The following is a 12,614-nucleotide window of genomic DNA, read 5'->3' as shown; positions in this document are numbered from 1 at the left end:
AGGAAGTGTGGCATGGCCACCCTGTTTACCCATCCCGCTGTTGCGTTGGCGCTCCGGCCCTGGCTGTCCAGCCTGCCCGCACAGCGCAGCATCCTGCTGGGCGGTGTGCTGCTGACCATGCTGCCGGATGCCGATGTAGTCAGCTTTGTGCTGCGTATCCCATATGAGCACATGCTGGGGCACCGGGGGTTGAGTCATTCCATTCTGTTTGCGGTGCTGGCAGGCTTCGTATTTGCCTGGCTGCTGCGGCAGCGTGCCGGCTTTGCTGCGCTGTGGGGGTTCGGTACGGTCTGCTGCCTGTCGCACAGTGTGCTGGACGCCATGACCTCCGGAGGGCTGGGTGTGGCCTGGCTGGCCCCATTCAGCAACGAACGTTTTTTTCTGCCGTGGCGACCGATCCGCGTATCGCCGATCGGGGTGGGCTTTTTCAGCCCACGTGGCGTGGTGGTGATTTTGAGTGAGCTGGTATGGGTGTGGTTACCCTGCCTGCTGGTGATGGCGGTGGGTCGGGTCTGGCGCAAACGTCAGCAGATGGCACCCGATGCAGTAAAGTGAGTGAACATGCAGAATCTGGAAAACCTGAACATCCTGTCGTTTGACGACATGCCCTCGCCGGAGTCGATCCACCAGCGGGTACCGCTGACCGAACGTGCGGCGCAGGTGGTGGCGCAAGGACGGCACGACCTCAAGCGCATTCTGGACCGGCAAGACCCGCGCCTGTTTGTGGTGGTCGGTCCCTGTTCCATCCACGACCCGGAAGCCGGGCTCGAGTACGCCGCACGGCTGAAGCGGCTGGCGGAGGAGGTGGGTGATACCCTGCTGCTGGTGATGCGGGTGTATTTTGAAAAACCGCGTACTTCGACCGGCTGGAAGGGCTTTATCAACGACCCGCGCATGGACGACTCCTTCCATATCGAAGAGGGGATGGAGCGAGGCCGACGTTTCCTGCTGGATGTGGCTGAGCTGGGCCTGCCTGCTGCCACCGAGGCGCTGGACCCGATTTCGCCGCAGTACCTGGGTGACCTGATTGCCTGGACCGCGATTGGCGCACGGACCTCGGAATCGCAGACCCACCGTGAGATGTCGTCTGGCCTGTCCACGCCGGTCGGGTTCAAGAACGGTACCGATGGCTCGCTCGATGCCGCCGTGAATGCCATTTTGTCAGCCGCCAGCCCGCACAGCTTCCTGGGCATCAATGGCCAGGGTCGCTCCAGCGTGATCCGCACCCGCGGCAATGCTTACGGCCATCTGGTGTTACGCGGTGGTGGTGGGCGGCCCAACTATGATTCGGTCAGCGTGGCGATTGCCGAGACCGCGCTGAAAAAGGCCGGGCTGGCACAAAGCATTGTGGTGGATTGCTCGCATGGCAATTCCTATAAAAAATATGAGCTGCAGCCGCTGGTACTGACCGATTGCGTACACCAGGTACGTGAGGGCAACCGCTCGATCGTCGGGGTGATGATCGAGAGCCACCTGCAAGCAGGTAATCAGCCGATTCCGGCGGACCTCAGCCAGTTGAAGTACGGCTGCTCGGTGACCGATGGCTGTGTGGACTGGGCGACGACGGAAGACATGATCCGCAAGGCGGCGGATACCCTGCGTGATGTGTTGCCGAAGCGTGTAGGTTAAAGGGGAACGGGATGCGCGCAATACTGGGTGGCATGCTGGTGCTGACCCTGCTGGCGGGCTGCCAGCGTGAGCAAAAGCCGGAAGACCGGCTGTTTGATGGTGACCGCAAGGCGCTGGAAAAGGCGCAAGGCGTGCAGCAGACGGTGGATCAGCAGGCGGCTTCCATGCAGCAGGGTATCGCCTCCGCCCAGTAGTCAGACGGGTGCTTACGGCGTCTCGTCTCGCCGATCCTGTAGTCCGCTGTGGTAGGCCCGCTTGGCTTCGTACATACGGGTATCCGCTTCGTGAATGGCCTGTTCCAGCTGGCCGCCTTCATGGCAGGTGGCCGCACCAATGGACAGTGCCAAGGGGGTGCCGGGGTAGAACTGGTTATTGAGCTGGACCAGCCGGTCCAGCTGCTCGACCATGTTTTTACCGCCCGCCTCATCCGTACCAGGCAGCAGCAGCACAAACTCATCGCCGCCAATACGGGCAGCAGAAGCAGGCCGGTCCACGGCCTTGTTCAACACTTCACCCACCCGGCGCAGCAAGGCATCGCCAGCGGCATGGCCCAGCAGGTCGTTGGTCTGCTTCAGGCTGTTGAGGTCCACAATCAGCACAGTCACCGGGAAGGGGCCGCGCCGCTGCAGGCGGTTCAGCTCGTCTGCATAGTAAGAACGGTTATACAGCTTGGTCAGCACATCGTGCTTGCCGAGGAACTCCAGATAGGCTTCCGCTTTCTTGCGGGCGGAGATATCGGTCAGCGCCACCTGCACCAGTGACCAGTCCCGCTCATAGCCGGGCAAGACGGAAAACTGCATGTAGATATGGCGGATACTGCCATCCAGCGCGTAGTTGACCACCTCGCGCTGCTGGAACAGCTTGCCCTGCCACAGGTCGATCAGCTGTTCAGTGAAGTTGCGGCGCATGTCGTCACGGAAAATATCACCCAGACGGGCCAGCAGCGTGGTCTTGTCGGGGGCGCAGAACATCTCCAGCGTTTGCCGGTTCACGTCACTGACGCGAATCTCGCGCATGCAGCGATCGACAAACTCCGGGTGTACGTCGGTAAATACCCGAAAATCCGTGATACCGGCCTCACGCACTTCATCCAGCAGGATCTTGACGGCGCTGAAGTCCTCCACCCACAGCGAGACCGGTGAGTGTTCGAACAAGCCCCGGGTATACGCCTCGCTTTGTGCCAGCCGCTCTTGTGCCTGACACAGGGCGGTGATGTTTTTGATCGACAGCAGCACCCGCGACCAGTTTGCTTCGTGACCGGGCAGGATGGTGGCTTGCAGTTGAATGTTCAGCGGTTTGCCACTGAGGGTGTAGTTGATGGTGCGCTGGTGCAGCGTGGTCTTGCCGTCCCACAATTGCTGCAGCTCGGACATGCTGCCCTGCATGCCGTTGCGGAATACCCGATCCAGGTTGGCGGTCAGGTGTTCAAAACTGTCCGCTTCAAACAGCTTCAAGGTGGCTTGATTCACCTTCAGTACCTGAATGCGGCGTGCGCACTCGCTTCTCCGCTCAGGCACTTCATCCATCCAGGCTTGCAAGTCGGTAACCCCGCTACTGCGCAGCTGCTGGAAGAGTTCGTGCACGGCACTGAAATCTTCCAGCCACAGCGACACCGGGGCCAATTCAAACATCAGGGCTTCATCGGACGGCATGGTGCAACTTTCAGGGATAAGCCCTTTTAGTTTAGCGTTTTCTGGACCCTGAGGATGTGAATTTATGTGGCAGCCAGCTTACGGGCGATGACCGCAAACACCCGGTGGGGTACCTGCAGCATGTCCTGCGGAAACCGTGTCTGTAACAGTTGGCTATGGGCCTCGTCAAAGCGGGCTACCGCGTCGGGCGGCAGTGAAGCACCCACCCCCGCGCTGGCCCGGATGCGACCACGCCAGGCCTCGGGCGTGTAAGGAACATCCAGATCAAAACTGAAACTTTCCAGCCCGACAAAACCGGCATCCAGCAGATCGTTGAGGCGGTCTGGGTGGATGCCGCAGCCACCATCTTTGTCCCACGCCGGATTATGCTGCTTGACCAGCGCCTCCATCGCAGCGACCAGATTGCCTGGGCGCGGCAACCAGTCGAAGCTGGCAATCAGAACCGCACCACTGGGCCGCAATAGACGCCGTATTTCCTGTGTCGCCTGTTGGGCGTCAAACCAGTGCCAGCACTGTCCGGCGCTGACCACGTCAAATGACCCTTCGGGCAGACCGGTCGCCTCGGCGCGACCCAGGTGGTAGTCCACCACCACCCCGGCACGCTGGTCCAGTTCGCGTGCTTGCGCCATCATGGGCGCCGCAATGTCCAGCCCGCTGACGCGGCAGCCGCGCAGGGCAAAGCCTCGAGCCAGTGTGCCGGTACCCGTTGCCAGATCCAGCAAGCGCTGGCCTTTCAGGCCGATGCCATAAGGTTGCAGGCGGGCAAACAGATCCGGCGGAAAGCCCGCGCGGTGGGTAGCGTAGTCGGTCGCAGTCAAACCAAAATCGTAATTCATGATGTCATCCCCAATTGCGATGGATCCGCCCGGGCGGGGAGCTGCATGCATGCGCACTATTGCGCAGCGCTGCGGAAACGGTCAATCTTGATGCAATGAATCAACCTGACCTCCCTGATACCGACTGGCTGGACGCCAAGGCGGCTTCCGCATGGCTGGGGGTGAGCCGTGCCACCCTCTACGCCTACGTCAGCCGGGGCTGGCTGCACCCGCGTGAGCAGGGACGGCATCACCGCTATGCGGTGAAGGAGCTGGTGCGCTTGCGTGCACGGCAGCAGGCGCGCAGTGGTCGTGCAGCTGCGGCCCGCTCGCTGGACTGGGGCCAGCCGGTGCTGCAATCCGCGCTGACGCTGGTGCAGGCGGGGGAGCTGTATTACCGGGGGCGTGCGGTCACCCGGCTGGCACAGCAGGCTACGCTGGAGGACGTCGCCCGCTTGCTGTGGCAGGTGCCGGGAGAGGACTGGGCGCAGTGCCGTGCTCCAGCCACCTTGCAGGGGCTGGATGTGTGGGCGGCACTGGCGCGTTGTGTGGGGCAGTCTTCCTTGCTACCGGTCACGGCGATGGGCTTGGTGCGCACGGTGGCCCAAGCGCTGCTGGGTCAGGGCGACCCAGGGCTAGCCCTACACCACTGGTGTGCACAGGCCTGGGAGCGGCCGGAATCGGCTGAGGCCATCCGGCTGGCGCTGGTGCTGTGTGCTGACCATGAACTGAACCCCTCCAGCTTTACCGCGCGCTGCATTGCGGCAACCGGGGCTGATCTGGCTGCGGTACTGCTGGGGGCGATGGCGGCGCTGAGCGGAGCCCGGCACGGCGGCGCGACCCGTGAGGTGGCGACCTGGTGGGCGCAGCTGCCAACGGAAACAGTGGCGCGGCGGGTGGCGTTGCAGGCGGCGGCAGGACAAGCGTCGGTGGGGTGGGGACATCCCCTGTACCCGCAAGGCGACCCGCGGGCACGCCTGATGCTGGCTACCCTGCCGATGTCGGACGCTGGGGTGCAGCTGGCGCAGGAGATGCAGGCCGCAGGGGCCGCACCGCCCAGCCTGGACTTTGGTTTGGTGGCACTGGCACGGCACTGGCAATGGCCGCAGGATGCCGCGTTCACCCTGTTTGCCCTAGGGCGAAGCGTCGGCTGGATGGCGCATGCACTGGAGCAGGTGGCGCAAGGGCAGCCGATCCGGCCGCGGGCTGACTATACCGGCCCGCTGCCAGACCGTGAACCCGCGCCACCGGGGCGGCGGGTTCGTTTGCTGGACTGACTCAGGCGGCCAGACCGAACGGATCGTCGATACTGTGCGATGGCTGGGTGAACCAGCGCGGGCCGTCTTCGCTCATGTAGAAGTGGTCTTCCAGACGGATGCCGAATGCGCCGGGTACACAGATCATTGGCTCGTTACTGAAGCACATGCCAACCTGCAGCGGGGTATCATCGCTGCCGACCAGGTACGGCCACTCGTGGATGTCCAGCCCGATACCGTGGCCGGTACGGTGCGGCAGGCCTGGCAGGTCGTAACCGGCGCTCAGGCCGTGGGCGGCCAGACAGCGGCGTGCAGCGGCATCCACCTCCTTGCACGGCACACCCAGCTGCGCTGCCTTGAAGGCTGCAGCCTGTGCGGCTTTTTCGGCTTTCCAGATCTCACGCTGGCGTGGGCTGGCCTCGCCGAACACGTAGCTGCGGGTGATGTCCGAGATGTAACTGTGCAATTTGCAGCCGGTGTCGATCAGCACCATGTCGCCTTGCTTCAGCGTCTGCGGATACTTCACGCCGTGCGGGAACGCGCTGGCCTCGCCAAACAGCACGATGCAGAAGTAGGAGCCGTTGGCGCCGACCTTGCGATGCGCCGCTTCAATGAAGGCTTCTACCTCGGTCGTGGTGATGCCTTCATGCAGGATGCTGGCGACGGCCTTGTGCACTTCCAGTGTCATGTCCTTGGCGCGTTGCATCAGTGCAATTTCGGCGGGGGACTTGCAGGTACGGCAATGTGCCGTCACCGGCTTGGCGTCCACAAAATCATAGGCGGTGGTCAGCTTCTGGATGCCATTGACCACAAAGAACGGCGTGCTTTCGCTCAAACCGATCACCGGGCGACGACCCTGGGCTGGCAGTGTATCCAGCATGCGTACAAATAGCGCATACGGGCTCTCGTGCTCATGCCAGGCCAGCACTTCACCCTCCACCGCCATGTAGTCGCGCAGGGTGCCAATCTCAAACCAGGGCGAGATGTAACGCACGGGCCCGTGTGCGGGCAGCAAGGCGCCGACCATACGCTCGCTGGGGTTCCAGCGGGTGCCGGTGAAATAATACAGGTCGGTCCCGGCATGCAGATAGACGGCGTCGATACCGTTTGCCTGCATATAAGCCTGGGCCTTGGCGATGCGGGCCTGATACTCGGCCTGCTCAATAGGGTGTGCACCCGCTGTCATGTCTGACAGTCGGGCCAGTGCTGCTTCGGGCGTACTGCCGCCGATGCCGATACTCATTTGTCCTCAATCCTTGTTATGTTGTCAGGTGTCGCTAAAAAACAGTTTCCCGGCCTGACCAACATCCCATTTGATTGGTCCGACTAAAAAATGCAGCCGTATTATAGCGGGGGACAAGGACGAGCGAAACCCGCCGGGCGGATGCGCCGCCCGGCGGGTGAGGGGAAGGGATCAGCGAACGACGGCTGCCAGCTCGCCCTTGGCGTAGCGGCTGGCCATGGCATCGAGCGACAGGGCCTTGATCTTGCTGGCCTGCCCGGCGGCACCAAACGCTTCGTAGCGGGCCACGCAGATGTCACGCATGGCGGTGACGGTTTCCTTCAGGTACTTGCGCGGGTCGAATTCGGCCGGGTTCTTGGCGAGGAAGCGGCGGATGGCACCCGTGGACGCCAGGCGCAGGTCAGTGTCAATATTGACCTTGCGTACGCCGTGCTTGATGCCTTCCACGATCTCTTCGACCGGCACACCGTAGGTTTCCGGAATCTGGCCACCAAACTCGTTGATCACCGCCAGCCAGTCCTGCGGCACGCTGGAGCTGCCGTGCATCACCAGATGGGTGTTGGGGATGCGGGCGTGGATGGCCTTGATGCGGTCAATTGCCAGGATGTCGCCGGTCGGCGGGCGGCTGAACTTGTAGGCGCCATGGCTGGTGCCAATGGCGATCGCCAGCGCATCCACCTGGGTGTCACGCACAAAACGGGCGGCTTCTTCTGGGTCGGTCAGCAGCTGTGAATGGTCCAGCGTGCCTTCGGCACCCACGCCATCTTCCTCACCGGCCATGCCAGTTTCCAGCGAGCCCAGGCAACCGATTTCACCTTCCACCGACACACCGCAGGCGTGAGCCATTTCAACGGTGGTACGGGTCACCCGCACGTTATAGTCGTAGTCAGTCGGGGTTTTGCCATCTTCAGCCAGCGAGCCGTCCATCATCACCGAACTGAAGCCCAGCTGGATCGAGCGCTGGCAAATGGCCGGACTGGTGCCGTGGTCCTGATGCATCACCACCGGGATATGCGGAAACTCTTCCACCGCCGCCAGAATCAGGTGGCGCAGAAACGGTGCACCCGCGTATTTGCGGGCACCGGCGGAAGCCTGCACGATCACCGGGCTGTCGGTCTTATCGGCCGCTTCCATGATGGCGCGCATCTGTTCCAGATTGTTGACGTTGAAAGCGGGCAGGCCATAGCTGTGCTCGGCAGCGTGGTCGAGCAACTGGCGCATGGATACGAGAGGCATGCGAATCTCCGGGGTTGGCGGTGCCCCGTGCCTTGCGGCGGGGGAGGGGCAACCGCACGATTTCAGTCGAGTGGTATGCTGCTTGCAGTGGCGTATTGTAACACTGGCCTGCCTGCCGCCAAGCAGACCGCTATGGGACCACTGCAAGTGGTCTGCCATGTCAGGCAGACCACATCCGATAGGCCGTTGATCAGGCGCGCTGTTGCAGGATGTCCACCGCCGGCAGCACCTTGCCTTCGAGGAACTCGAGGAAGGCGCCGCCACCGGTGGAAATATAGGATACCTGCTCGGTAATGCCATACTTGGCCACCGCCGCCAGCGTATCGCCGCCACCGGCAATCGAGAAGGCCGCGCTATCGGCAATGGCGCGTGCCAGCGTTTCGGTACCCTTGCCAAACTGGTCGAATTCAAACACACCGACCGGGCCATTCCACACCACCGTACCAGCATGGGCAATCAGCTCGGCCAGCTCATTGGCGGCGTTCGGGCCAATATCGAGGATCATCTCGTCGGCCCCGACGGCCGCCAGCGGCTTCACCGTGGCCGTGGCCGTGGCGCTGAATTCGCTGGCCACCACCACATCTTGCGGCAGCGGCACCTTGCCACCGCGGGCGCGCAGCTTCTGAATGACGGCACGGGCTGCATCCAGCAGGTCCGGCTCGGCCAGCGACTTGCCGATCTGGTGGCCTTCAGCCAGCAGGAAGGTGTTGGCGATACCACCGCCGACGATCAACTGGTCTACCTTGTCGGCCAGTGCCTCCAGAATGGTCAGCTTGGTGGAGACCTTGGAGCCCGCCACGATGGCGACCAGCGGGCGAGCCGGTTGTGCCAGCGCCTTGCCCAGAGCGTCCAGTTCCGCCGCCAGCAGCACCCCGGCGCAGGTGACCGGGGCAAACTTGGCAACGGCGTGGGTGGAAGCCTCGGCACGGTGGGCGGTACCAAAGGCATCGTTCACGAACACATCACACAGCGCGGCATAGGCCTGCCCCAGTGCATCGCTGTTCTTCTTCTCGCCGACATTGCAGCGCACGTTCTCCAGCATGGCGACTTCACCTGCTGCCAGCGACACGCCGTGTTGCTGCCAGTCGGCCACCAGTCGCACCGGCTTGCCCAGCAGCTCAGCCAGGCGGGCGACCACCGGGGCCAGGCTGTCTTCCGGCTTGAGCTCACCTTCGGTCGGCCGGCCCAGATGGGTCATCAGCAACACCGATGCACCCTGTGCCAGCGCCAGCTCAATCGACGGCAAGGAGGCGCGGATACGGGTATCGTCGCCAATCATACCGTCCTTGACCGGCACGTTCATGTCGACGCGAATCAGCACCCGCTTGCCTGCCAGCGCTTGATCACTCAGTTTCTTGAATTGCATGCCACCACTCCTGTTTCAGTTGGAATCCGCATCACAGCCGGGCGATCCCGGTTGCTCCATCTCTGTCCGATGACGCACCCCCGCCATCGCCCTGCTGCAGCGGAAACGCTCAAACGGCCATCAAGGCCTTGGCAGCATCCAGCATGCGGCAGGAGTAGCCCCACTCATTGTCGTACCAGGCCGACACATTGAGCAGGTTGCCATCCAGCACCTTGGTGAGGGTGGAGTCAAAAATGCTCGACGCCGGGGTGTGGTTGAAATCCACCGACACCAGCGGCTCGTCGTTGTAGTCAATGATGCCCTTCATCTTGCCGCTGGCTGCATCTGCCATCAGCTGATTGACTTCGTTCTTGTCGGTATTGCGCTTGAGCACCACCGCCAGATCCACCATCGACACATTGATGGTCGGTACCCGGATGGAGAAACCATCCAGTTGGCCATTGAGTTCCGGCAGTACCAGCCCCACTGCGGCAGCGGCACCTGTCTTGGTCGGGATCATGCTTTGCGTGGCCGAGCGGGCACGGCGCAGGTCCTTGTGGCGCACGTCGGTCAGCACCTGATCATTGGTGTAGGCGTGGATGGTGGTCATCACCCCTTTTTCAATGCCGATGGCCTCGTGCAGCACCTTGACGATCGGTGCCAGGCAGTTGGTGGTGCAGGAGGCGTTTGACACCACCACATGCTCCGGGCGCAGAATGTGCTCGTTGACGCCGACCACGATGGTGGCATCCACGTCCTTGTCGCCCGGTGCCGAGATCAACACCTTGCGGGCGCCCGCTTCCAGGTGCACCTTGGCCTTGGCTTTGCTGGTAAAGGCACCGGTACATTCCAGTACTACGTCCACCCCCAGCTCCCCCCACGGCAGTTCTGCCGGGTTACGGGTCGAGAAGAAACGGATGTCCTCACCGTTGACCCGTAGCCACTTGCCGTCGGCATCGGCCTTCACCTCAAACGGGAAGCGGCCGTGCACGGTATCGTACTTGGTCAGGTGGGCGTTGGTTTCCAGATCGCCCGAAGCGTTGATGGCCACCAGCTTGAATTCGCTGCGGCGCTGGGTTTCGTACAAGGCACGCAGCACATTGCGGCCAATCCGACCGTAGCCGTTGATGGCGATGCGGATCATGGGGGGAGACTCCTTACGGTTTCACGAGTGGGTTTGACAAGACCGTCCGCCCGGCATGGGGGTGCCTGACCATCCGATTGGGGGAGGATGGGGGAAGACGGGGTGATGAGGCCCCGCTGCCGCAGGCAGCTGGGGGAGAGGCGGGAGCAGGGCGTCATCGGGATACTGCGCGGGATTACAGGATCGCCTTGACCTGGGCGACCACGTTATCCACGGTAAAGCCAAATTGCTTGAACAGGGCAGGGGCCGGGGCGGATTCACCAAAGGTGTCGATGCCGACAACCGCACCATGCAGGCCGACATACTTGCGCCAGTAGTCCGACACCCCGGCCTCAATCGCCACGCGCGGAATGTGGCGTGGCAAAACGGCGTGCTGGTAGCTACTGTCCTGACGGTCAAACAGGAAGGGTGACGGCATCGACACCACGCGAACGTGGATGCCTTGCTCGGCCAGCGCAGCTTGCGCTTTCACCGCCAGATCAACTTCGGAACCGGTGGCGATCAGTACCGCCTTCAGTTCACCCGCTTCGGCTTTCAGCACATAGCCGCCCTTGCGGATATCCGCCAGCTGCTGGGCATCCTTCGGCTGGTAGGCCAGATTCTGGCGGCTGAAGATCAGGCAGCTTGGGGTGTTGCGGTGTTCCACCGCCACTTGCCAGGCCACCAGCGCTTCCGCGGTATCGGCCGGACGCCACACGTCCATGTTCGGGATCATGCGCAGGGTCGCGGTCTGTTCCACCGGCTGGTGGGTCGGACCATCTTCGCCGAGGCCGATCGAATCGTGGGTGAACACGAAGATCGGGTTGATCTTCATCAGCGCCGCCATGCGCAGGGCATTGCGGGCGTATTCCGAGAACATCAGGAAGGTGCCGCCGAACGGACGGAAGCCGCCGTACAGGGTCATGCCGTTCATGATGGCGGCCATGCCGAACTCGCGTACGCCGTAGTAAATGTAGTTGCCACCGGCTTCCTTGCTGACGCCGCTGGCCCCTTTCCACAGGGTCAGGTTGGACCCGGCCAAGTCGGCCGAGCCGCCGATCAGTTCCGGCAGTTTCGGTGCCAGCGCCTGAATGGCGTTCTGGCTGGCCTTGCGGGTGGCAATGGTTTCCGCCTTGCTGTCTACCGCTTGCAGTTGCTCGGCAGCGTACTGGGCGAAGTCGGCCGGCAGTTCACCGGACAGACGGCGGCTCAGTTCGGCAGCCAGCTGCGGGTGGGCTTGCTGGTAAGCGGCGAAGCGCTGGTTCCACTCGGCTTCCAGGGCCTCACCCTTGGTGCGGGCATTCCAGGCTTCAGCGATCGGCGCCGGGATGTCGAACGCAGCGTGCGGCCAGCCAATGGCGGCGCGGGTGGCGGCAATCTCGTCTGCCCCTAGCGGTGCGCCGTGGCTGTCGTGGGTGCCTTGCTTGTTGGGCGAACCCTTGCCGATCACGGTCTGGCAGCAGATCAGGGTGGGTTTGCCTGCGGTTTTGGCTTCGGCAATCGCGCGGCTCACCGCGTCGGCGTCATGACCATCCACCTTGGGGATCACATGCCAGCCATAGGCAGCAAAGCGTTGCGGCGTGTTGTCGGTGAACCAGCCTTCGACGTGGCCGTCGATGGAAATGCCGTTGTCGTCGTAGAACACCACCAGCTTGTCCAGCCCCAGCGTACCGGCCAGCGAGCAGGCTTCGTGTGAAATGCCTTCCATCAGGCAGCCATCACCGAGGAACACATAGGTGTGATGGTTGATCAGGTCAAAACCGTCGCGATTGAATTCGGCGGCCAGCATCTTTTCGGCCAGTGCCATGCCCACCGCATTGGCAATACCCTGCCCCAGCGGGCCGGTGGTGGTTTCCACGCCCGGTGCGTAGCCATACTCCGGGTGGCCCGGCGTGCGGCTGTGCAGTTGGCGGAACTGCTTGAGGTCGTCGATCGACAGGTCGTAACCGGTCAGATGCAGCAAGCTGTACAGCAGCATCGAGCCATGGCCGTTGGACAGCACAAAGCGGTCACGGTTGGGCCACTTCGGGTTGGCAGGATTGTGCTTCAGCTCGCCATGCCACAAGGCCACGGCGATGTCGGCCATGCCCATCGGCATGCCGGGGTGGCCAGAATTGGCTTGTTGCACGGCGTCCATGGCAAGGGCGCGAATGGCGTTGGCGAGGTCGGTACGGGAAACCATTGCAAGTTCCTATTGTGCGAGTAGGGTCACGCAGGGGGTGGGGGCAAAATAAAATCTGCTAATTATCGCGTATCGGGCCGGATGGCGGCAAGGCAGACCATTTTAGTACCAGCACAATTAAGGGTTTATCAGG

The 12,614-nt window shown here is 62.6% G+C and carries 11 protein-coding genes; 4 read left to right on the top strand and 7 right to left on the bottom strand.

Going from position 1 to position 12,614, the window contains the following annotated elements:
* The first annotated feature begins 12 nt into the window (after nt 1–12).
* The 3 genes from ACE3O2_RS10825 to ACE3O2_RS10815 are packed head-to-tail and all read left to right on the top strand — an operon-like array spanning nt 13 to nt 1,823.
* Nucleotides 13–555, top strand: coding sequence for a metal-dependent hydrolase (locus ACE3O2_RS10825; RefSeq protein WP_374337382.1), 543 nt, complete (start codon nt 13–15; stop codon nt 553–555).
* 6 nt (nt 556–561) lie between these two features.
* Complete coding sequence (locus ACE3O2_RS10820; protein ID WP_374337380.1) at nt 562–1,629, top strand: 3-deoxy-7-phosphoheptulonate synthase; 1,068 nt, start codon at nt 562–564, stop codon at nt 1,627–1,629.
* A gap of 11 nt (nt 1,630–1,640) precedes the next feature.
* On the top strand, nt 1,641–1,823 hold the full coding sequence (locus tag ACE3O2_RS10815) for a hypothetical protein (protein WP_374337378.1): 183 nt from the start codon (nt 1,641–1,643) through the stop codon (nt 1,821–1,823).
* Nucleotides 1,824–1,835: 12 nt separating this feature from the next.
* On the opposite strand, the gene ACE3O2_RS10810 is transcribed toward ACE3O2_RS10815, so the two are convergent.
* Both ACE3O2_RS10810 and ACE3O2_RS10805 read right to left on the bottom strand, forming a co-directional pair.
* A complete protein-coding gene (locus ACE3O2_RS10810; RefSeq protein WP_374337376.1) occupies nt 1,836–3,260 on the bottom strand; it encodes a diguanylate cyclase domain-containing protein in 1,425 nt (474 codons plus the stop codon).
* Between the two features lie 83 nt (nt 3,261–3,343).
* A complete protein-coding gene (locus ACE3O2_RS10805; RefSeq protein ID WP_374337373.1) occupies nt 3,344–4,117 on the bottom strand; it encodes a class I SAM-dependent methyltransferase in 774 nt (257 codons plus the stop codon).
* Between the two features lie 95 nt (nt 4,118–4,212).
* Here ACE3O2_RS10805 and ACE3O2_RS10800 point away from each other — a divergent pair, with 95 nt between their 5' ends.
* On the top strand, nt 4,213–5,373 hold the full coding sequence (locus ACE3O2_RS10800) for a citrate synthase family protein (RefSeq protein WP_374337371.1): 1,161 nt from the start codon (nt 4,213–4,215) through the stop codon (nt 5,371–5,373).
* A 1-nt stretch (nt 5,374) separates the two neighbouring features.
* Here ACE3O2_RS10800 and ACE3O2_RS10795 read toward each other — a convergent pair whose 3' ends face one another.
* From ACE3O2_RS10795 to tkt, 5 genes are all read right to left on the bottom strand, one after another.
* Nucleotides 5,375–6,595: a M24 family metallopeptidase gene (locus ACE3O2_RS10795; RefSeq protein WP_374337369.1), complete on the bottom strand. Its 1,221-nt coding sequence runs from the start codon at nt 6,593–6,595 to the stop codon at nt 5,375–5,377.
* 171 nt (nt 6,596–6,766) lie between these two features.
* Complete coding sequence (gene fba, locus ACE3O2_RS10790; protein ID WP_168878052.1) at nt 6,767–7,831, bottom strand: class II fructose-bisphosphate aldolase; 1,065 nt, start codon at nt 7,829–7,831, stop codon at nt 6,767–6,769.
* 190 nt (nt 7,832–8,021) lie between these two features.
* Nucleotides 8,022–9,197, bottom strand: coding sequence for a phosphoglycerate kinase (locus ACE3O2_RS10785; protein ID WP_374337366.1), 1,176 nt, complete (start codon nt 9,195–9,197; stop codon nt 8,022–8,024).
* A 109-nt stretch (nt 9,198–9,306) separates the two neighbouring features.
* Nucleotides 9,307–10,320: a type I glyceraldehyde-3-phosphate dehydrogenase gene (gene gap, locus ACE3O2_RS10780; protein ID WP_374337364.1), complete on the bottom strand. Its 1,014-nt coding sequence runs from the start codon at nt 10,318–10,320 to the stop codon at nt 9,307–9,309.
* 175 nt (nt 10,321–10,495) lie between these two features.
* The gene (gene tkt / locus ACE3O2_RS10775) at nt 10,496–12,481 is read right to left on the bottom strand and encodes a transketolase (RefSeq protein WP_374337362.1); all 1,986 of its coding nucleotides are present in this window, start codon (nt 12,479–12,481) and stop codon (nt 10,496–10,498) included.
* Between the last annotated feature and the right edge of the window lie 133 nt (nt 12,482–12,614).

The sequence above is a fragment of the Leeia sp. genome (assembly GCF_041909055.1).
GTDB classification, from domain to species: Bacteria; Pseudomonadota; Gammaproteobacteria; order Burkholderiales; family Leeiaceae; genus Leeia; species Leeia aquatica.
The sequence above is the reverse complement of the archived record's forward strand: the minus strand, read 5'-3'. Positions and strand labels throughout refer to the sequence as shown.

What these genes read in the sequence shown, in the direction of transcription:
- ACE3O2_RS10825 (WP_374337382.1), top strand. Translation starts at nt 13, where the DNA reads ATGGCCACCCTGTTTACCCATCCCGCTGTTGCGTTGGCGCTCCGGCCC.
- ACE3O2_RS10820 (WP_374337380.1), top strand. Translation starts at nt 562, where the DNA reads ATGCAGAATCTGGAAAACCTGAACATCCTGTCGTTTGACGACATGCCC.
- ACE3O2_RS10815 (WP_374337378.1), top strand. Translation starts at nt 1,641, where the DNA reads ATGCGCGCAATACTGGGTGGCATGCTGGTGCTGACCCTGCTGGCGGGC.
- ACE3O2_RS10810 (WP_374337376.1), bottom strand. Translation starts at nt 3,260, where the DNA reads ATGTTTGAATTGGCCCCGGTGTCGCTGTGGCTGGAAGATTTCAGTGCC.
- ACE3O2_RS10805 (WP_374337373.1), bottom strand. Translation starts at nt 4,117, where the DNA reads ATGAATTACGATTTTGGTTTGACTGCGACCGACTACGCTACCCACCGC.
- ACE3O2_RS10800 (WP_374337371.1), top strand. Translation starts at nt 4,213, where the DNA reads ATGAATCAACCTGACCTCCCTGATACCGACTGGCTGGACGCCAAGGCG.
- ACE3O2_RS10795 (WP_374337369.1), bottom strand. Translation starts at nt 6,595, where the DNA reads ATGAGTATCGGCATCGGCGGCAGTACGCCCGAAGCAGCACTGGCCCGA.
- fba (WP_168878052.1), bottom strand. Translation starts at nt 7,831, where the DNA reads ATGCCTCTCGTATCCATGCGCCAGTTGCTCGACCACGCTGCCGAGCAC.
- ACE3O2_RS10785 (WP_374337366.1), bottom strand. Translation starts at nt 9,197, where the DNA reads ATGCAATTCAAGAAACTGAGTGATCAAGCGCTGGCAGGCAAGCGGGTG.
- gap (WP_374337364.1), bottom strand. Translation starts at nt 10,320, where the DNA reads ATGATCCGCATCGCCATCAACGGCTACGGTCGGATTGGCCGCAATGTG.
- tkt (WP_374337362.1), bottom strand. Translation starts at nt 12,481, where the DNA reads ATGGTTTCCCGTACCGACCTCGCCAACGCCATTCGCGCCCTTGCCATG.